The sequence below is a fragment of the Methylobacterium sp. WL6 genome, from assembly GCF_008040095.1.
Lineage (GTDB): Bacteria > Pseudomonadota > Alphaproteobacteria > Rhizobiales > Beijerinckiaceae > Methylobacterium.
The window spans coordinates 1-19632 of the sequence record NZ_VRVH01000038.1; the positions used below are offsets into that span (position 1 = coordinate 1).

A 19632-nucleotide genomic window follows, 5' to 3' on the forward strand; every position below is an offset into this window, starting at 1 on the left:
GGCCGGCCCGTCGGCGAGCCGCCGGCAGACGCGGCAGCCGTCGCCCCATTCGGCGCAGGTCGCGTCGTCGGCCGGCGAGGCCGGGCCGTGGGAGGCGCGGTTGGGCAGGAGCACGCCGAGCAGCACCGTCGCCGCCACAAGGGCGGCGATGCCCCAGGCGGCCAGGCCGCCGGGGTCGCGGGACGTCGGGTGCGGGTCGGCGGGCAGGTTAGCGGGCGTGTCGGAAGGCATGGCGACGGTGTTCGCGCGGGGGGACGCGTCCGTCAAGCCGCTCGCGCGACGCGCCGCTCGAGCAGGCCGGGCAGGAGCTTGAGGTCGAGGGGCTTGGCCAGGAACCCGTCGAAGCCGGCCCGGCGCGCGGCCTTCTCGTCCTCGCGGCCCGCGTTGGCGGTCAGCGCGACCAGGTGGAGCCGGCCGCCCTTGCCGCGGGCTTCGTCGGCGCGGATGCGGCGCGCGGTCTCGTGGCCGTCGCAGTTCGGCATGCGGATGTCGATCAGGGCGAGGTCGAACGTGCCGCCCTCCGCGAGGCGGGCCAGAGCTTCGAGACCGTCGGCCGCGTGCACCACCTCGGCGCCGAGGCGCTCCAGGGCCTTGGTCGCCAGGAGCGCGTTGATCGGGTTGTCCTCGGCCAGCAGCACGCGCAGGCCCGTGCCCGCGCGCACGGGCGCGGCGTTGGCCGCTTCGGGCGCGGGCTCGGCCGGCGGGGTGGGCGCGAGCAGGCGGTCGAACAGCGAGCGGGCGCGCACCGGCTTGATCAGGTAGGTATCGAACCCGGCCGCATTCGGCGCGCCGAATTCGCGCCGGTCGAACGGCGAGAGCAGGACGAGGCTGCAGCGCACGCCGCAGGCCTTGGCCTGGTCGGCGAGGCGCCGCACGGCGTCGTCGCCGAGCGCGCGGTCGGCGATCACCGCGTCGAAGCCGACGCCGGCGAGCGCATCGAGCCCGTCCTTGAGGTTCGGCATCACCACCGCGGACGCGCCGGTGCGCGCGAGGTTGCGCGCGAGGAACGGGGCCTGGAACGGCGAATCGGCGACGATCAGCACCTTGCGCGCGGCGAGCACCGGGCGCGGCACGGCGGCGGGCTGATGCTCGGCCGCCGGCAGCGGCAGCACGACGCGGAAGGTCGAGCCGCGCCCGAGCTTCGATTCCGCCTCGATCCGCCCGCCCATCCGCAGGACGAGGCGGCGGGTGATGGCGAGGCCGAGGCCGGTGCCCTCGTGGCTGCGGCTGGCGCTGCCGTCGCCCTGCTCGAACTCCTCGAACAGCGATCCGACCCGGTCGTCGGCGATGCCCGGCCCGGTATCGGCGACCGCGAGCACGATCGCGCCGTCGGCCTGCGCCACGCTGACGCCGACGCCGCCGCCCTGCGTGAACTTCACCGCGTTGCCGACGAGGTTGACCAGGATCTGCCGCACCCGGTCGCCGTCGCCGATCACCAGGCCCGGCACGCCGTCGGCGACGTCGAGGGCGATCTCGATGCCCTTGTCCTGGGCGCGCGGCGCCAGCAGCTCGACCACCGCCTCGGCGGTGGCGGAGACGTCGAACGGCTCGGCGGCGAGGTCGATGCGGCCGGCCTCGATGCGGGAGAAGTCGAGGATGCCGTCGATCAGCGCCAGCAGCGCCTGCCCGCTGGTGCGCACCGCCTGGACGTAGGTGCGCTGCTCGCCGTCGAGGCTCGTGTCGAGGACGAGGTCGGCCATGCCGAGGATGCCGTTGAGCGGCGTGCGGAACTCGTGGCTGACGGTGGCGAGGAAGCGCGATTTGGCGACGCTCGCCGATTCGGCGCGCGACAGCGCCACGTCGAGGGCGCGGGCCGATTCGACCCGGCCGGTGACGTCGCGGCCGGCCCTCAGCCACTGGATCGGCTCGGATCCGCGGGCGACGGGCACCTCGACGAAGGCGAACCAGCGCGGCACGCCGTCGGCCGGCATCACCCGCGCCTCGCTCCGGCGCACGCCGTCCGGGCCGGTCTCGGCGCCGGTGGTCTCGAGCACCTGGAGATCGAGGGTCGCGCCGATCATCGCGAGCGGCGTCCGGTCGAACAGCGCGGCGTAGCCTTCGTTGGCGAAGGTGATGCGGCCGGCCGCGTCGCGCTGGACGATCACGTCGGTCGTGGCCTCGACCAGGGCGCGGTAGCGGTCCTCGCTCTCGGAGACCTGCCAGATCCGGTCGTGGAGGTCTTCGGCGTCGTCCAGGGCGCCCGCTCGCCCGTGGCGCGCCCAGGCGAAGGCGAGGCTGGCGATGGCGACGAGGAGCGCGAGCGCGACGACGAGGTCCCTGGGGTCCATGCGGATCTCCCCCGGCGTGACGCGTCCGGGCGGAGCGACCATCGCAGCAGAGGCTGAACGATGGGTTTGCAAGGGCGCTTAACCGGAGGTTGCGCCAATGGACGCGAGACCGCGTCAGCCCTCCGGGAAATCCGCCCCGAGGCTGGTCTCGCGCCAAGCCTCGATCTCGGCGAGCCGCGCCTTCAGCTTCGCGGTCACCGCATCGTAGCCCCAGGCGCCGAGGACGAGGTGGCGCGGCGGATCTTCGATCTCCGCGACATGGATCATCGCCTCCGCGGCGCGGGCCGGATCGCCGGCCTGGGTGCCGCTCTTCTCGGACGTCGCCGTGAGGCGGGCGCCGGCGGTCTCGGCGTAATCGGCGATCGCGCTCGGCGTCTGCTTCAGCGAGCGCCCGGCCCAGTCGGTGCGGAACGGGCCCGGCTCGATGCAGGTCACCTTGATGCAGAGCGACGCGGTCTCGGCGGCGAGCGCGTCCGACCAGCCCTCGACCGCGTGCTTGCTCGCCGAATAGTAGCCGGACGCGGGAAACCCGATGAAGCCGGCCACCGAGGTGATGTTGAGGATGCGGCCGCTGCGCCGCGCCCGCATCCCGGGCAGCACCGCGCGGGTCAGCGCGAACAGGCCGAACACGTTGGCGTCGAACTGCGCGCGGATCTCGGCCTCGACCCCCTCCTCCACCGAGGCCTGGTAGCCGTAGCCGGCATTGTTCACGAGCACGTCGACCTGGCCGAACGCCGCGTAGGCGGCTGCGACCGCGGCGTCGACCTGGCCCTGGTCGGTGACGTCGAGGGCGAGCGCGAGGGCGCGGTCGCCGGACGATTCGGCGAGGTCGGCGACGCGGCCGAGGTCGCGGGCCGTCACCACCGCGCGCCAGCCGCGGGCGAGCACGGCGCGGGCGAGGTCGCGGCCGAAGCCGGTGGAGCAGCCGGTGATGAACCAGACGGGGGTGGTCATGGAAGCCATGCGGAGCGTCCCGTGCGCCCTGAGAACCGGGGCGATGCGTGAGGGGGTCGCGGGTCCGGCAGGGGCCGGGACACGCTGCGTCGTCACGCAGATAGGACGCGCCGACGCTCCGGCGACGGGGGAACCGTCGCCGGAGCGGAGGTCGGGCGGGCCTTGCGGCGCGGGATCACTGCACGGCGTAGCGGGCGTGGCCCTCGATGGCGCCGGCATGGTGCTGCACCGGCACCTGGGCCTGGCCGACGAAGTAGGCCTCGACCATCTCGCGCACGACCTCGGCGAGGTCCTCGGCGCGGGCGACGTCGAGCTGCAGGTCGCTGCCGACCGAGCGGCCGAGGCTCGCGGCGCAATGGGTCTTGGCGACGAGCTTCTCGGCGTAGGTCTGGCCGATGCCGGAAACCGAGATCAGGTTGCGGCCGCCGAGCTCGGGGCCGTACTTGATGACGATCCGCTGCTCGGGCTGCGAGGTGCCGCTGAGGACCGCGCGCAGGGTGACGAAGTCTTCCCTGTCGATCGCGCAATCCAGGCCGGTGATGCTGCCGTGCACGTTGTCGCGCTCGTCGAGCACCTCCGACATCAGGGTCAGGACGCCGAGCACCGGCTGGAGCGCGCGCGCGCCCTCGGCGAGCAGACGGCTGCGGAAGCCGTTCTCGCGGGCCTCGGAGGCCTCGAGGCTGGCGTGGAAGCGGTTCTTGATCTCGGAAGGATTGGTCATGGCGTGTCCTCGGATTCGATTGTCGATCTTTGGCGACCGTGATTGGAGAACTAGGGTTTTTCTTGATCTGCCACAATAGTGTGCAAAGTATTCCCGCCTGCCCGCACAATGGGCGGCTGGCGCGCGAACGTCCATGCCCGCTTTCGAGGCATGCGCACCCGGCCGCCTCGCGCACGCGAGGACGGGCCGCCAAACCGCCTCCGCTTCACGGGCCGCCGCCGATGGTGTAGGCGCGGCACCAATCCCTCGGGCGATCCCGTCCGCCAACCCTCGATCGCTCCTCGATCCCTTCGCGATCTCCTTACTTCGACACCAGGAACGGACAGGCACCATGGCCGCCCGCATCGACGCCACCTTCGCCCGCTGCCGCGCGGAAGGCCGCGCCGCCCTCGTGACCTACGTGATGGCGGGCGATCCCGATCCCGAGACCTCGCTGAAGGTACTGGAGGCGCTGCCGGCGTCGGGCGCCGACATCGTCGAGTTCGGCCTTCCCTTCACCGACCCGATGGCCGACGGCCCGGCGATCCAGGCCGCGGGCCTGCGGGCGCTCAAGGCCGGCCAGGGCGTGGCGAAGACGCTCGACCTCGTGCGCCGGTTCCGCGCCGGCAACGCCGAGACGCCGGTGATCCTGATGGGATACTTCAACCCGATCCACACCTACGGCGTCGCGCGCTTCCTCAACGACGCGTCGGCGGCCGGCATCGATGGGCTGATCGTGGTCGACCTGCCGCCGGAGGAGGACGACGAGCTCTGCCTGCCGGCTTTGGCCAAGGGCCTCGCCTTCATCCGGCTGGCGACGCCGACCACCGACGAGCGCCGCCTGCCGGCCGTGCTCGCGAACACCGCGGGCTTCGTCTACTACGTGTCGATCAACGGCATCACCGGGACGGCGACGCCGGATTTCGCCGCGGTCGGCACCGCGGTCGGGCGCATCCGCCGCCACACGGCCTTGCCGGTGGTGGTCGGCTTCGGCGTGAGGACCGGGGCGCATGCCGCGGCCATCGCCAAGGGCGCCGACGGCGTCGTCGTCGGCTCGGCGCTCGTCGACGCGCTGCATCGGACGCTCGACGGCGCGGGCCAGGCCACCGGCGGCAGCGTCGAGGCGGTCTCGACGCTGGTGCGCGAGCTCGCCGCCGGGGTGCGCTCGGCCTCGGCCCGCGCGGCCTGACGCCGACGGCACTGGCCGACCGGGGCACCGGCCCCGATATGCAAGCCTGAGCTACGCGGGGCCGATCGACGATGTCGGCCCGATCGAACCGGACGGGCGCTTCATGATGGTCGAACCGATGAACTGGATCTCGGAGGTCGTGCGCCCCAAGATCAAGACCCTGTTCAAGCGCGAGACGCCCGAGAACCTCTGGGTGAAATGCCCGGATACCGGGCAGATGGTGTTCCACAAGGAAGTCGAGGGGAACCACTGGGTCATCCCCGGCTCCGAGCACCATCTCAAGATGAGCGCGAGCGCGCGGCTCAAGATGATGTTCGACGAGGGCACCTGGATCGACGTGCCGCTGCCGGAGGTCGCCGTCGACCCGCTCAAGTTCCGCGACGAGAAGCGCTACGCCGACCGCCTCAAGGAGGCGCGCACCAAGACCGGGATGCAGGATGCGTTCAAGGTCGGGTTCGGCCGGGTCGGCGGCCAGCCGATGACGCTGGCGGTCCAGGACTTCGCGTTCATGGGCGGCTCGCTCGGGATGGCGGCGGGCGAGGCCTTCATCCGCGGCGCGGAGACGGCGCTGGAGAAGCGCACGCCCTACGTGATGTTCGCGGCCTCGGGCGGCGCTCGGATGCAGGAGGGCATCCTCTCGCTGATGCAGATGCCGCGGACCACCGTGGCGATCCGGCGCCTGCGCGCGGCAAGGCTTCCCTACGTCGTCGTGCTGACCAACCCGACGACCGGCGGCGTCACCGCCTCCTACGCGATGCTCGGCGACGTGCACCTGGCCGAGCCCGGCGCCTTGATCTGCTTCGCCGGCCCGCGCGTCATCGAGCAGACGATCCGGGAGAAGCTGCCCGATGGCTTCCAGCGCGCCGAGTACCTGCTCGAGCATGGCATGCTCGATCAGGTCGTCCACCGCCACGCGCTGAAGGACACCATCGTGCGGATCTGCGGCCTGCTGATGAACGTGAGCCCGCCCGCCGCGCCGGCGCCGGCCGCATCCGCACCGATCCTCGAACCCGCCTGACGCGCCGCACGCCCATGGATTCCTCCGATGCGCTGATGGCGCGATTCCTGGCCCTGCACCCGCGCACGATCGACCTGTCGCTCGGCCGGATCCAGAGCCTGCTCGCGCGCCTGAACCACCCCGAGCGCCGGCTGCCGCCCGTGATCCACGTCGGCGGCACCAACGGCAAGGGCTCGACCATCGCGTTCATGCGGGCGATCCTGGAGGCCGGGGGCCTGGCCGCGCACGTCTACACCTCGCCCCACCTCGTGCGCTTCCACGAGCGCATCCGGCTCGGCGGCATCGGCGGCGGCCACTACGTCCCGGAGGACCGGCTCGCCGAGGCCTTCGCGCGCTGCGAGGCCGCCAACGCGGGCGACCCGATCACGGTGTTCGAGATCACCACCGCGGCGGCGCTGCTGCTGTTCTCCGAGGCGCCGGCCGACGTCTTGCTGCTCGAGGTGGGCTTGGGCGGCCGCGTGGACGCGACCAACGTGATCGACACGGTCGCGGCGGCGGTCGTCACGCCGATCGGGCGCGACCATGCCGAGTATCTCGGCGACACCGTCGAGCTGGTGGCGATCGAGAAGGCCGGCATCTTCAAGCGCGGCTGCCCGGCGGTGATCGCGGCCCAGGACTACGCCGAGGCAGACGCGGTGCTGTGCCGCCGCGCCGCGGCGGTCGGCGCCACGCCGGTCTGGGTCGGCAACCAGGATTTCTCGGTCCACGAGGACAGCGGCCGCCTCGTCTACCAGGACGAGACCGACCTGTTCGACCTGCCGCGCCCCAAGCTCGTCGGCCGCCACCAGTTCACCAATGCCGGCACCGCCATCGCGGCTTTGCGGGCGGCGGGCTTCGGCGACATCGGCGTCGGCGCGGTGGAAGCCGGCCTGCGCAACGTCGACTGGCCGGGCCGGATGCAGCGCCTCGCCCGCGGACGGCTGGCGGCCCTGGTGCCGCCCGGCTCCGAGCTCTGGCTCGACGGCGGCCACAACATCGACGGCGGACGCATCCTCGCGACGGCGCTGGCCGACCTCGGCGAGCGCAGCGACGTGCCGCTGGTCCTGATCGTCGGCCTGCTCGGCACCAAGGACGCGGAGGGCTTCCTGCGCCACTTCGTCGGGCTGGCGCGCGCGCTGATCGCGGTGCCGATCGCCGGATCGATGGCGGCGCGGCCCGCCGAGGAGGTCGAGGAGATCGCGACCCAGGTCGGCCTCAGCGCGCGCATCGCGCCGAGCATCGAGGCGGCGCTGACCATGGTCGCCGACATCGCCTTCGAGCGGCCGCCGCGGATCCTGATCTGCGGCTCGCTCTACCTCGTCGGCGCCGTCCTGACCGCCAACGGCACGCCGCCGACCTGACCTTGCGTTGATCTGCGGTAAACCTCAGACTTATTTTGCTGCACAGCACACGCGATCGGCGCAACAATGCAGACACCAGGCAGCTGTGGCCCGGATGTTACATCTTGGCCGTGGGAAATCACTTATCCTCAGCATCGATCGGGCAACACGCTGGGGATCAAAAAAACATGAAAACGCTTCTGACGTCATTGGCCGCCTTCACGGCGCTCACCGCCGCCGCTTCGGCCGCCGACCTGCCGCGCCGCGCGCCTCCGCCGGTGTTCACGCCGGTGCCGGTCTTCACCTGGACCGGTTTCTACTTCGGTATCAACGCCGGCTACGGCTTCGACGCGAACGACCGCTCCGGCGCGACCGTCGTGAACGTGGCTCCGGGCACCGCCGTCGCGGCCGCCGTCCCGACCCAGATCGCCTTCGGCGGCTCGAACTCCACCGACGGGTTCACCGGCGGTGGCCAGGTCGGCTACAACTACCAGTTCACCCCGGGCTCCGGCGTCGTGATCGGTATCGAGGCGGACGCCCAGTACGTCGACTTCGGCCGCAACCGGAACCGCTACGTCGTCACCCCCGGGTTCGCCCTCGCGCCCGGCGTCCAGGCGTTCAGCCCGAACGGCATCTCCAGCCTCGACTTCTTCGGCACCGTGCGCGGCCGCATCGGTTACGCGGTCGACAAGGCCCTGTTCTACGGCACCGGCGGCTTCGCCTACGGCGCCGGCGGTGGCCGCGAGTTCGGCCTGCCGAACAGCAGCCGTGACGATTTCCGGACCGGCTGGACCGCCGGCGGCGGCGTCGAGTACGCCCTCCCGACCGACTCGTTCCTGAACTTCTTCCGCTCGTCGGCCGTGACGGTGAAGGTCGAAGCCCTCTACGTGAACCTCGATCAGAACAACCGTCTGAACGGCGCTTACGCCACCAACGCCGCCGGCGCCGTGTTCTTCGCTCCGGGCTACGTCGCCCGCCGCAACGACACCGAGTTCGCCGTCGTCCGCGCCGGCCTGAACTACAAGTTCGGCTCCTACTAGGATCCGACCTCCGACCCACGGGCCGCTCAGAGCCCGGGGTCGGCTCCGATCATTCGAATTGGGTTTCGAAACGCGAGAAAGCCCGGCCCGACGGCCGGGCTTTCTTTTTGCGCGCACCGTCCGACGCGCCGAAAAAACCGACGCGCACGAAAAAGCCCGCCTCCGTGAGGAGGCGGGCTCGTCCTGATCGGTCGCCGCGTCAGGCGCTGGCGGTCTGCGCGCTGATCCAGCGGGACAGGTCGCCCTTCGGCGCCGCGCCGACCTTCTGGTCGACCCGCTCGCCGTTCTTGAACAGCAGCAGCGTCGGGATCGAGCGGATGCCGTACTGCGAGGCGATGCCGGGATTCTCGTCCACGTTCACCTTCGCGATCTTCACGCGGCCCTGCATGTCGGACGCGATCTCCTCGAGCGCCGGACCGATCTGCCGGCAGGGACCGCACCACTCCGCCCAGAAATCCACGACCACGGGCTCGACGGACTTGAGGACGTCCTGCTCGAAGCTCGCGTCGGTCACTTTCACCGTCGCCATCGGAAAATACCCTTCTCAAGGACCGCGCGAGCGCCTGCAGCAGGCCGCCCGCCGATCGGTGAAGGAAGAATTGGCGACCCGCCGTGCTGCGGTCAAGGCGGCCGACCGGACCGCATGCCGGCTGCCCACCCGGTTCATGGCGATTCGGTCCGCAGCGCAGCGGACGTGACGGCTCCGGCCGTCCCGCGCTCGCTTTGGCGGCGCCCCCGCCCCATGTGACCGAGGACGCCAGACCGATGCCGCGGGTGCGGCCGCCCCGATCCAGGAGGATTCTTGACGGTGACAGGATTTTTGCAGGTGCCGCGCTTCCGATCCCTCGCGCTCGCCACCGTGGCGGCGGTTGCGCTGGCACCGGGTGCCTTCGCCGAGGACAGCGCCGCCCAGCGGCCGTCCCGCATAGAGGGCGACGCCTTCAGCGCACCCGCGGCGAAGAGCGCTGGCGACACCCCCGCCGAGACCGCCCCGCCGAACACCGGCTACAAGCCGCTGCTGCCGAACCAGACCCGCGCCCCGAAGCCGGCGAACGCCATGAAGGTCGAGATCGCGACGGTCGCGAAGGGGCTCGCGAGCCCGTGGGCGATGGAGTTCCTGCCGGACGGCCGGATGATCGTCACCGAGAAGGCCGGGAAGATCCGGATCGTGTCCAAGGACGGCACCGTCGGCCCGGCGATCGCCGGCGTGCCGAAGGTCGACGCGCGCGGCCAGGGCGGCCTGCTCGACATCGCCCTGAGCCCCGGCTTCGCCACCGACGGGCTGGTGTTCTTCAGCTACAGCGAGCCCCGCGACAAGGGCAACGGCACCACCGTGGCGAAGGCCAAGCTCGTCCAGGACGGCAAGGGCGGGGCGAAGCTCGACGACGGGAAGGTCGTCTTCCGGCAGATGCCGACCTACGACGGCGACAAGCATTTCGGCTCGCGCCTGGTCTTCGCCGCCGACGGCAAGCTGTTCGTCACCGTGGGCGAGCGCTCCGACAAGGCGACGCGCGTCCAGGCCCAGGACCTAGCCAGCGGCCTCGGCAAGGTGTTCCGCATCGACGCCGACGGCCAAGCCCCCAAGGACAACCCGTTCTACGGCAGCGACAAGGCCAAGCCCGAGATCTGGTCCTACGGCCACCGCAACGTCCAGGCGGCGGCGCTCGACGGCCAGGGCCGGCTCTGGACCGTGGAGCACGGGCCCCGCGGCGGCGACGAGCTCAACCGTCCGCGGCCCGGCCTCAACTACGGCTGGCCGGTCGCGACCTACGGCATCGAGTATTCCGGCGAGCCCCTCGGCGAGGGCGTGACCCAGGCCGCCGGCACGGTGCAGCCGGTCTATTACTGGGATCCGGTGATCGGGCCGTCGGGCATGGCGCTCTACACCGGCACGCTGTTTCCCGCCTGGACGGACGACTTCCTCGTCGGCGGCCTCGTTAGCGAGGGGATCGTGGTGCTGAAGCGCGACGGCGACAAGGTCGTCACCGAGGAGCGCGTTCCCCTCGACGCCCGCATCCGCGACGTGCGCGTCGGCCCCGACGGCGCGGTCTACGCCGTCACCGACGGCCCGGACGGACGGATCCTGAAGCTGACGCCGAAGGCCAACGCGGGCTGAGCGGCCGAACGTGTTGCAGGCCGGCTGACCGAACGGCCCGATGGGGCATCGGATAGGGCTCAGGTTTCCCCTCTCCCCGCACGCGGGGAGAGGCCCGGCTGGACCCCGTCGTGCAGCCGGGAAGCGGAGGCGAAGCCGCAGCGGCGGTGAGGGGGGCGCGTCCGCACGAGCCTCACGCGTCGGAAGCCCCCTCACCGTCGGCTTCCGCCTCGCCGCGACGACGACGAGGTCGTCGCGGCCCTCTCCCCGCAAGCGGGGAGAGGGAATGCGTACCGGTCGCTCGCGTTGAACGATGAGCAGCGACAGATCTGCGCGGCAACGGACGACGGTCCGGCGCACGATCCCCTCACCCCTCTCGCCGCCGCTCCACGTTCACGTAGATCGCGGCGCCCAGCGTCATCGCGGCGAGGGTGAACCAGGTCAGCGCGTAGACGAGGTGGTTGTTGTGGAAGGCGACCACCGTCAGCCCGCCGACGGGCAAGCGATCATCCGCCGACGCATCCGCATCGATGAAGTAGGGCGCGATGCCGGAGAGCCCCCGGGCCGAAGCGATCGCGGCGACATCGCGGGAATACCAACGATCCTCGGCGGTCGCGTTGCTGCGCAGGAACGCGCCGCCGGGTTCGGTGAGGCGCAACAGGCCGGTGAAGTCGACCTCGCCCTCGGGCCGGCGCCAGCCGGCAGGATCGCGGCGATCGGAGGGAACGAAGCCGCGGTTCACCAGCACCGTGAAGCCGTCGGCGACCAGCGGCGTCAGCACCCAGAACCCGCCGCCGAGCACCGTCACCGCCTGGACCAGCGTGGTGGACTCGTGGCGGAAGCGGCCCGCCACCCGGACGTGGCGGTAGGCGTCGGCGGCCTCGGTCACGCTCGGCCACGCCGCCGGCCCGGGCGCCGGGACCGGGGCCGCGCCGATTCGGGCCTCGACCCGCGCGATCAGGTCGAGCTTCCATGCCCGGCGCTCGACCTGCCAGATTCCGAGGGCGACGAGCCCCGCGACCGCCAGCGCGCTCGCGAGGTTGAAGGCCGCCAGGCCGAGGCGGGACGTCCTCAGGGCTTGTGGTGCATCAGGTCGTGCGGCGACGTCGGCATCATGTTGGTGTTCAGGTGATACATCACCCAGATCGAGCCGGTCAGCGTGATCACGACGAGGGTCAGCGTGAAGATCAGGGCCAGGATCGTCCATCCGCCCTCGGACTTCGTGTTCATGTGCAGGAAGTAGATCATGTGGACCACGATCTGCACCACCGCGAAGGCCATGATGATCAGGCTGGTGTGCACGGCGTTGCCGAGCACGTCGCTCATCACCAGCCAGAACGGGATCGCGGTGAGGATCACCGAGAGCACGAAGCCGGTCATGTAGCTCTTGAACGAGCCGTGCGCCCCGGCTGGGTGGCCGTGCGCGTCGTGGCCGTGACCGTGCGGTTCGGCGTGGTGCCCCGCCCCCGTCGCCGAGCTCATTGCAGCACTCCCATCAGGTACACGAACGTGAAGACGCCGATCCAGACGACGTCGAGGAAGTGCCAGAACATCGACAGGCACATCAGCCGGCGCTTGTTCTCGACGATCAGCCCCTTCTGGGCGGTCTGCACCATCAGCACGATCAGCCAGACGATGCCGAGCGAGACGTGAAGGCCGTGGGTGCCGACCAGGGCGAAGAACGAGGACAGGAAGGCCGAGCGCTGCGGCGTCGCGCCCTCGTGGATCAGGTGGGCGAACTCGTAGAGCTCGATGCCGATGAAGCACGCGCCGAACAGGCCGGTGATCGCGAGCCAGACCTGCATCGTCCGGACGTTGTCCTTCTCCATCTCCAGCATGGCGAAGCCGTAGGTGATGGAGGACAGGAGCAGCATCGAGGTGTTGAGCGCCACGAGCGGCAGCTCGAACAGGTCGCGCGGCGAGGGCCCGGCCGCGTAGTTGCGGCCGAGAACCCCGTAGGTGGCGAACAGCACCGCGAAGATGAGGCAATCGCTCATCAGGTACATCCAGAAGCCGAGCATGGTGCTCGACTCGTGGGCGTGGTCCTCGTCGAGGTAGAAGGCCGGAGCCTCGGTGCCCGGCGGGGCCGTGTCGGTGTGCATCATCGGCTCAGGCCCGTCCCGCCATCACGCTCGTCCGCTGCCCCTCGGCCCGCACCACGTCGGCGGCAGGGATGTAGAACTCGCGGTTGTAGTTGAAGGTGTGGATCACTGTGACGAGGAACATCGTCGCGAAGGTCGCGGCCGCGAGCCACCAGATGTACCAGATCATCGCGAACGAGAAGCCGATCGAGACCACGCCGAGGATCACGCCGGTGGCGGTGTTCTTCGGCATGTGGATCGGCTTGTAGCCCTTGAGCGGGCGCTCGTAGCCGCGCTTCTTCATGTCGGACCACGCGTCGAGATCGTGGATGACCGGGGTGAAGGCGAAGTTGTAGTCCGGCGGCGGCGAGGCGGTCGACCACTCGAGGGTGCGGCCGTTCCAGGGATCGCCCGTGAGGTCGCGCAGCGCCTCGCGGTTGCGGATCGAGACCACGAACTGGACGATCATCGACAGGATGCCGAGCAGGATCAGCACCGCGCCGAAGGCGGCGATCACGAACCAGATCTGCAGGGACGGATCGTCGAAGTGGTTGGCGCGGCGCGTCACGCCCATCAGGCCGAGGACGTAGAGCGGCATGAAGGCGAAGTAGAACCCCACCGTCCAGAACCAGAACGACATCTTCCCCCAGAACGGGTCCAGCTTGAACCCGAAGGCCTTCGGGAACCAGTAGGTCACGCCGGCGAAGCTCCCGAACAGCACGCCGCCGATGATGACGTTGTGGAAGTGCGCGATCAGGAACAGCGAGTTGTGCAGCACGAAGTCAGCCGGGGGCACGGCGAGCAGCACGCCGGTCATGCCGCCGATGGTGAAGGTGACCATGAAGCTCACGGTCCACATCATCGGCAGCTCGAACCGGATCCGGCCGCGATACATCGTAAACAGCCAGTTGAAGATCTTCGCGCCCGTCGGGATCGAGATGATCATCGTCGTGATGCCGAAGAACGAGTTCACGTCGGCGCCGGAGCCCATCGTGAAGAAGTGGTGCAGCCAGACGAGGTACGAGAGGATCGTGATGACCACGGTCGCGTAGACCATCGAGGCGTAGCCGAACAGGCGCTTGCCGGAGAAGGTCGAGGTCACCTCCGAGAAGATGCCGAACGCCGGCAGGATGAGGATGTAGACCTCCGGGTGGCCCCAGATCCAGATGAGGTTGAAGTACATCATCGGGTTGCCGCCGAGGTCGTTCGTGAAGAAGTGCGTGCCGACGTAGCGGTCCATCGACAGCAGGGCGAGGACGGCGGTGAGGATCGGGAAGGCCGCCGTGATCAGCACGTTGGTGCAGAGCGAGGTCCAGACGAAGATCGGCAGCTTCATCATGGTCATGCCCGGCGCGCGCATCTTCACGATGGTCGCGATCAGGTTGATGCCCGAGAGCAGCGTGCCGATGCCGGCGATCTGCAGCGCCCAGATGTAGTAGTCGACGCCGACGCCCGGGCTCATGTCCGCGCCCGAGAGCGGCGGATAGGCGAGCCAGCCGGTGCGGGCGAACTCGCCGACGAACAGCGAGGCCATGATCGTCATGGCGCCCGAGACCGTCATCCAGAAGCTGAAGTTGTTGAGGAACGGGAAGGCCACGTCGCGGGCGCCGATCTGCAGCGGCACGACGTAGTTCATCAGGCCGGTGACGAACGGCATCGCCACGAAGAAGATCATGATCACGCCGTGTGCCGTGAAGATCTGGTCGTAGTGGTGCGGCGGCAGGTAGCCCTCGTTGGCGCCGAACGCGACCGCCTGCTGGGCGCGCATCATCAGCGCGTCGGCGAAGCCGCGCAGCAGCATGACGAAGGCCAGCACGATGTACATCACGCCGATCTTCTTGTGGTCGACCGAGGTCAGCCAGTCCCGCCAGAGCGGGCCCCAGAAGCGGTAGTAGGTGATCGCGCCGAGCACGACGAGGCCACCCAGCGCCACCATGGCGAAGGTCACCTGAAGGATCGGCTCGTGGTAGGGGATGTCTTCCAGCGAGAGCCGTCCGAAGACGAGCTTCTGGAGATCCGGATTGGAGAACATGGGTTCGATCCGTTGAGGGTGGTTCGGCGGCGGGGCGCCGGTCCTACTTGTTGTTGAGCTGCGACGGGGCGACCGAGTCCCGCTCCGGCGCCGGCATCTGGTTCTCGGGTTTCGTTCCGTTTTCGTGGACGTGCGGGTTGTTGCCGTCGGGCTTCATGCCCTGCGGCTGCTCCTGGCCGTGCGGGGTGCGGCCGGACGCGGGTGCTGTGGCGCCCGGCGCCTCGTCGCCCTGCTCGATGTGGCGGTTGTCGTAGCGGAGGCGCTCGCGGTTCTCGGTGGAGTCCTTGCCGGCGCCCCCCTTGGCGTCGATGGTCATCATCTCGCTCATGCACATCTTGCCCGGCACGGCGCACATGTTGACGATGGTGTCGAACAGCCCGTCGGCGACGGACTTGTAGTACTTCACCGGCTCGGCCTCGCTCGGCTTCTCGAGCTTGAGATAGTCCTCGCGGGTGAGGTCGGAGCCCTGCGCCTTCGCCTTGGCGACCCAGGCATCGAACCCGGCATCGTCGAGGCCATGGAACTTGAACGTCATCCGCGAGAAGCCGGTGCCGCTGTAGTGCGAGGACAGGCCGGCATACTCGCCCGGCTTGTTGATCACCGCGTGGAGCTGCGTCTGCATGCCGGGCATCGCGTAGATCATCCCGGCCAGCGCGGGGACGTAGAAGGCGTTCATCACCGAGGAGGCGGTGATCTTGAAGTCGATCGGCCGGTCGACGGGGGCGGCGAGCTCGTTGACGGTGGCGATCCCGTATTCCGGGTAGAAGAACAGCCACTTCCAATCGAGGGCGACGACCTCGACGGCGAGCGGCTTCACGCCGGCCGCCACGGGGCGGGCGGAGTCGATCCGCCGGAGCGCCCGGAACGGGTCGAGGGTGTGGGTGCTGATCCAGGTGAGCGCGCCGAGCGCGATGATGATCAGCAGCGGCGCCGTCCAGATCACCACCTCGAGCTGGGTCGAGTGGTGCCAGTCCGGATCGTAGGGGGCCGACTCGTTGGTCGCCCGGTAGCGCCAGGCGAAGATCAGCGTCAGCGCGATCACCGGGAGCACGATCAGCAGCATCAGCCCGACCGAGGCAAGGACGAGGTTCCGCTGCTGCAGGGCGACGTCGCCCGAGGGCTGCATCACGACGAGGTTGCAGCCGGCGAGCAGCCCGGAGAGCGACACGGCGCAGAGGCCGCGCAGGAGCCGGGCGGCCGTGCGGGCCGGGGGACGGGAAGGTGAGGCGGAGCGTGCCACGGCGATCAACTCGGTTTGCCTGGCCGGCGGGCCCTGGGGCCGTTCGGCGCGAACATGTATCGGAACGGGGTGAGGGACGACGCGGGCCTCCCGACTACATCTGACGCATCTCGGAACGGTCGAGGGTGAGGGCAAGGAGCGATGCCGCCGCACCCGAGAGCAGGTAGAGGCCGACCATCCACAGCCCGTAGCGGGACGAGAGCCAGAGGACGACCAGCGGGGCGAAGCCTGCGCCGAACAGCCACGCCAGATCCGAGGTCAGCGCCGCGCCGGTGTAGCGGTAGCGCGCGCCGAGCCGCGCCGTCACCGCGCCGGCGGTCTGGCCGTAGGCGAGGCCCATCAGCATGAAGCCGATGGTGACGTACATGGTCTGGCCGATCGCGCTGTCGCCGAACACCAGGGGCGCGATGATGCTGCCGAGGGCGAAGACGGCGATCAGGCCGGAGCTGAGCAGCAGCGCGTTGCGGCGGCCGATCTGGTCGGCGATCAGCCCGGAGGCCGCGACCGCGCCGGCGCAGACGATGGCGCCCGAGCACTGCACGATCAGGAACTCGCCGGGCGAGCGATCGGTGAACAGGGTCAGCCAGCTGATCGGGAAGATCGTCACGAGGTGGAACAGCGCGAAGGCGGCCAGCGGCACGAAGGCACCGATCCACACGTCCACCGCATGGTGGCGCACCACCTCGATCACCGGCACCGGCTCGAGCCGGCCCTTCTCCATCAGGCGGACGAACTCGTCGGTCGCCACCAGCCGCAGGCGGGCGAACAGCGCCACGACGTTGATGGTGAAGGCGCAGTAGAACGGGAAGCGCCAGCCCCAATCGAGGAAGTCGGCCGAATCGAGGTTGACGAGGAAGAACGAGAACAGGGCGCTGGCGACGATGAAGCCGAGGGGCGCGCCGAGCTGGGGGATCATCGCGAACCAGCCGCGGCGCTCGCGCGGGGCGTTCAGCGCCAGGAGCGAGGCGAGCCCGTCCCAGGCGCCGCCGAGCGCGAGGCCCTGGAGGATGCGCAGGCCGGCCAGCAGCCAGATCGAGGCGTGGCCGATGCTGGCGTAGCTCGGCAGGAAGCTCACCGCCGCGGTGGCGCCGCCGAGCATGAACAGCGCGATCGTCAGCTTGACGCCGCGGCCGTGCCGCCGGTCGACGGCCATGAAGATCACCGACCCGATCGGCCGGGCGATGAAGGCGAGGGAGAACACCGCGAAGGAGTACAGCGTGGCCGTGAGCGCATCCGGCTCGAACGAGAAGAACACCTTCGGGAACACCAGCACCGAGGCGATGCCGTAGACGAAGAAGTCGAAATATTCCGAGGCCCGGCCGATCACCACGCCGGCCGCGATCTCTCCCGGCGCGACCTTGTGGTCGGTCGAGACGAGGTGCGCGTCGCGCTCGAGGGGCGAGGAGTTTGCCAGGGCGGGCTCAGGGATCATGTCGGACAGCCGGCTTGCTCGATGACGACGGTGACGCGGTGCGGCGATCGACGCGAGGCGTGCGCCGGGACCGCGACCGGAAGGTATCCGCTCAGGGCCGTCGGTGACACCGCCGCGTAGTCGCAGGCCGATCAGGGCTGTCCCGGCTGATAGCGCAAGGCTGCGCGATGGTCTCCCTTGAATCCGGCATGTCCATGCCGTCCCGGACGCATGACCACGTCTGTCCCACGTCTTCGTCGTGTCACGCAGGAGCCGCGACGCAGCCGCGTCAGCGGGCGTTCTGCGGCACGTCGACGGTCAGCATCGGCAGCGTGATCGTGCCGGCGGGCGCGGGCGGGCTCGCGAGCAGCGCGAAGGCGGCGACGCTCAGGGCGAAGCCGAAGGCCAGCAGCGACGTTTCGAGGCCGTGGTAGAATGCATCCATCGCCCGAGCTCCGACCTCGCGTCAGGGGGCGATGATCGCGCGGGTGGGTTAAGCGAACCGTAACGTCCGCCCGCCCGGCTTCCCCGGGGGAAGGCCAGCGGGCGCCGTGCGCCGGGGCGGGTCGGGCCGTCAGGCGCTGCCGGCGGCCTCCATCCGGGCGAGGTCCGGCGCACGCGGCTGAAGCAGGGCGGCGGCGAGATGCGCTTCCAGCACGATCAGGTCGGTGTCCGGGTCGGGCACCCAGCCGCAGGTGCAGGTCGTGCCGGCGCCGTGCGCCGCGGCGATCTGGCCGTAGAGCACGCCGATGGTGCGCGACGCGGCTTCGAGGGCGGCCATCACCGACAGGCCCTGACCATCGAGGGCGTGCCAGAACGCCCGCGTCAGCGCCTGCTCGACCGCCGCCTGCCCGCGGGTCTCGTCGCAGCGGCACCGATTCGATTCGGCGATCATCGGCGGCCTCCGCGGCGGCGCGCCCGCTTCGGATGCGGGCCCGCCGCGACGTAGTCGATCAGGTCCGGCAGGCGGTGCAGGCGCAGGCCGAGGCACGAGCCGTCCCACCACGCCACCGTCACGCAGGCATCGATCAGCTCCATCACCCGTCCCATTCCGGCCTCTAGCGCTCGGCGAGCACGCCACCTTGAGAGCAAGGCGAAAGTACATCGCCGAAAAGTGGTCTAGCAGGGATGGAAATCGACAATCAAGCGACGTCGACAATATTGGAAACGTTGTAATTTCAATCTTCGTCGTGCGATATCGAAGTTTATAGTTGAAACGATTCCATGGTACGCCGCGGCCGTCATGCACCGATCGCGACCAGCACGGCGCCGGCGGCAATCAGCGCCACGCCGAGCCAGTTGGTCGGGCTCAGCGTCTCGCCGAGCAGGACCACGCCGAAGATCGCCACCAGCACGACGCTGAGCTTGTCGATCGGCGCGACGCGGGCGGCATCGCCCAGGAACAGGGCGCGGAAGTAGCAGAGCCACGAGGCGCCGGTGGCGAGCCCCGACAGGACGAGGAAGACCGCGCTCCGCCCCGGGATCCGCGCGAGGTCGGCCGCCTGGCCGGTGACGGCCACGATCGCCGCCGTGAGGCCGAGGATCACCACCGTGCGGACGAGGGTGGCGACGTCCGACGGCACGCCGGCGACGCCGACCTTGGCCAGGATCGCGGTGAGCGCGGCGAAGGCCGCCGAGAGCAGCGCCCAGAAGCGCCAGGACTGCATCAAGGCCATCATCACGCCGGGCCCGTCACAGGATCGCGCGCATCAGCAGCAGCCCGGCGAACAGGCCGGCGAGGCCGAGCACGACCGAGCCGACGATGTAGATCGCCGCCGCGCCGGCCTGGCCGCGCTCCAGCAGCATCACGGCCTCAAGCGAATAGGACGAGAAGGTGGTGAAGCCGCCGAGCACGCCGGTGGCGATGAACAGCCGCAGCGGCTGCCCGCCGCCCCGCAGGGCGAACCAGCCGGTGAACAGGCCCATCAGCACCGAGCCGACGATGTTGATCGCCATGGTGCCGTAGGGAAAGCCCGACCCGAGCCGCAGGGACGCGGTGCTGACGCCGTAGCGCGCCACGCCGCCGATCCCGGCACCGACGAAGACGAGGAGGAGGTTCATGACGACCGCACGGCCCGAGGATTCGGAGCGGGCGCCGTAGCACATTCGGGACCGCGGCGACGGCCCGCATCCGGGCCGCCGGCTTCGGACGGGCGCCCGGGGCCCGTCGCGATCTCCTCGCAGGCGAACGGCCTCGGCCGCGGCGGGTGCCGCGGCCGAGGCCGTCTCGACCGTACCGTCGCCGAGCGGACGTCGCTCGGGCCG

Annotated in this window: 21 protein-coding genes; 5 read left to right on the forward strand and 16 right to left on the reverse strand. The window is 70.2% G+C overall.

Annotated elements, in window-relative coordinates; all coding sequences use genetic code 11:
• The 4 genes from FV230_RS08150 to FV230_RS08165 all read right to left on the reverse strand — a co-directional run.
• On the reverse strand, window positions 1-231 hold a 231-nt coding region (locus tag FV230_RS08150), incomplete at its 3' end, for a hypothetical protein (RefSeq protein ID WP_147841988.1).
• Window positions 232-263: 32 nt separating this feature from the next.
• Window positions 264-2288: an ATP-binding protein gene (locus tag FV230_RS08155; protein ID WP_147841989.1), complete on the reverse strand. Its 2025-nt coding sequence runs from the start codon at window positions 2286-2288 to the stop codon at window positions 264-266.
• A gap of 114 nt (window positions 2289-2402) precedes the next feature.
• The gene (locus FV230_RS08160) at window positions 2403-3251 is read right to left on the reverse strand and encodes an oxidoreductase (protein WP_147841990.1); all 849 of its coding nucleotides are present in this window, start codon (window positions 3249-3251) and stop codon (window positions 2403-2405) included.
• A 166-nt stretch (window positions 3252-3417) separates the two neighbouring features.
• Window positions 3418-3963, reverse strand: a complete 546-nt coding sequence (locus tag FV230_RS08165; protein WP_147841991.1) for a hypothetical protein — start codon at window positions 3961-3963, stop codon at window positions 3418-3420.
• A gap of 331 nt (window positions 3964-4294) precedes the next feature.
• Here FV230_RS08165 and trpA point away from each other — a divergent pair, with 331 nt between their 5' ends.
• From trpA to FV230_RS08185, 4 genes are all read left to right on the forward strand, one after another.
• Complete coding sequence (trpA, locus tag FV230_RS08170; RefSeq protein WP_147841992.1) at window positions 4295-5131, forward strand: tryptophan synthase subunit alpha; 837 nt, start codon at window positions 4295-4297, stop codon at window positions 5129-5131.
• Between the two features lie 106 nt (window positions 5132-5237).
• On the forward strand, window positions 5238-6149 hold the full coding sequence (gene accD / locus FV230_RS08175) for an acetyl-CoA carboxylase, carboxyltransferase subunit beta (RefSeq protein ID WP_147728406.1): 912 nt from the start codon (window positions 5238-5240) through the stop codon (window positions 6147-6149).
• 14 nt (window positions 6150-6163) lie between these two features.
• Window positions 6164-7489, forward strand: coding sequence for a folylpolyglutamate synthase/dihydrofolate synthase family protein (locus FV230_RS08180; RefSeq protein ID WP_147841993.1), 1326 nt, complete (start codon window positions 6164-6166; stop codon window positions 7487-7489).
• Between the two features lie 167 nt (window positions 7490-7656).
• Window positions 7657-8508, forward strand: coding sequence for an outer membrane beta-barrel protein (locus FV230_RS08185; RefSeq protein ID WP_147728404.1), 852 nt, complete (start codon window positions 7657-7659; stop codon window positions 8506-8508).
• A gap of 199 nt (window positions 8509-8707) precedes the next feature.
• Here FV230_RS08185 and trxA read toward each other — a convergent pair whose 3' ends face one another.
• The gene (gene trxA, locus FV230_RS08190; protein ID WP_147751865.1) at window positions 8708-9037 is read right to left on the reverse strand and encodes a thioredoxin; all 330 of its coding nucleotides are present in this window, start codon (window positions 9035-9037) and stop codon (window positions 8708-8710) included.
• A gap of 297 nt (window positions 9038-9334) precedes the next feature.
• Here trxA and FV230_RS08195 point away from each other — a divergent pair, with 297 nt between their 5' ends.
• Window positions 9335-10624 carry a PQQ-dependent sugar dehydrogenase gene (locus tag FV230_RS08195; protein WP_147841994.1) on the forward strand — a complete coding sequence of 430 codons (1290 nt, stop codon included), beginning with the start codon at window positions 9335-9337 and terminating at the stop codon, window positions 10622-10624.
• Window positions 10625-10970: 346 nt separating this feature from the next.
• On the opposite strand, the gene FV230_RS08200 is transcribed toward FV230_RS08195, so the two are convergent.
• From FV230_RS08200 to crcB, 11 genes are all read right to left on the reverse strand, one after another.
• Complete coding sequence (locus FV230_RS08200; RefSeq protein WP_210248618.1) at window positions 10971-11657, reverse strand: SURF1 family protein; 687 nt, start codon at window positions 11655-11657, stop codon at window positions 10971-10973.
• A 17-nt stretch (window positions 11658-11674) separates the two neighbouring features.
• Complete coding sequence (gene cyoD, locus FV230_RS08205) at window positions 11675-12085, reverse strand: cytochrome o ubiquinol oxidase subunit IV (protein WP_147841995.1); 411 nt, start codon at window positions 12083-12085, stop codon at window positions 11675-11677.
• Window positions 12082-12708, reverse strand: a complete 627-nt coding sequence (gene cyoC / locus FV230_RS08210; protein ID WP_147728169.1) for a cytochrome o ubiquinol oxidase subunit III — start codon at window positions 12706-12708, stop codon at window positions 12082-12084. Before cyoC ends, cyoD begins: the two co-directional genes overlap by 4 nt.
• A gap of 4 nt (window positions 12709-12712) precedes the next feature.
• Entirely contained in the window at window positions 12713-14716 is a 2004-nt protein-coding gene (gene cyoB / locus FV230_RS08215) for a cytochrome o ubiquinol oxidase subunit I (protein ID WP_147728168.1), read from the reverse strand.
• Between the two features lie 43 nt (window positions 14717-14759).
• On the reverse strand, window positions 14760-15902 hold the full coding sequence (gene cyoA, locus FV230_RS08220; protein ID WP_187275437.1) for a ubiquinol oxidase subunit II: 1143 nt from the start codon (window positions 15900-15902) through the stop codon (window positions 14760-14762).
• A 148-nt stretch (window positions 15903-16050) separates the two neighbouring features.
• A complete protein-coding gene (locus tag FV230_RS08225; RefSeq protein ID WP_147728166.1) occupies window positions 16051-17388 on the reverse strand; it encodes an MFS transporter in 1338 nt (445 codons plus the stop codon).
• A 268-nt stretch (window positions 17389-17656) separates the two neighbouring features.
• On the reverse strand, window positions 17657-17812 hold the full coding sequence (locus FV230_RS29470) for a hypothetical protein (RefSeq protein ID WP_187274828.1): 156 nt from the start codon (window positions 17810-17812) through the stop codon (window positions 17657-17659).
• Between the two features lie 129 nt (window positions 17813-17941).
• Complete coding sequence (locus FV230_RS08235) at window positions 17942-18262, reverse strand: hypothetical protein (protein WP_147841997.1); 321 nt, start codon at window positions 18260-18262, stop codon at window positions 17942-17944.
• Window positions 18259-18405 (reverse strand): hypothetical protein, encoded by a 147-nt coding sequence (locus FV230_RS29475; RefSeq protein WP_187275435.1) that lies wholly within the window; start codon window positions 18403-18405, stop codon window positions 18259-18261. Before FV230_RS29475 ends, FV230_RS08235 begins: the two co-directional genes overlap by 4 nt.
• 203 nt (window positions 18406-18608) lie before the next feature.
• Complete coding sequence (locus FV230_RS08240; protein WP_147841998.1) at window positions 18609-19046, reverse strand: EamA family transporter; 438 nt, start codon at window positions 19044-19046, stop codon at window positions 18609-18611.
• A 13-nt stretch (window positions 19047-19059) separates the two neighbouring features.
• Window positions 19060-19428, reverse strand: coding sequence for a fluoride efflux transporter CrcB (gene crcB / locus FV230_RS08245; RefSeq protein ID WP_147841999.1), 369 nt, complete (start codon window positions 19426-19428; stop codon window positions 19060-19062).
• Window positions 19429-19632 lie beyond the last annotated feature (204 nt).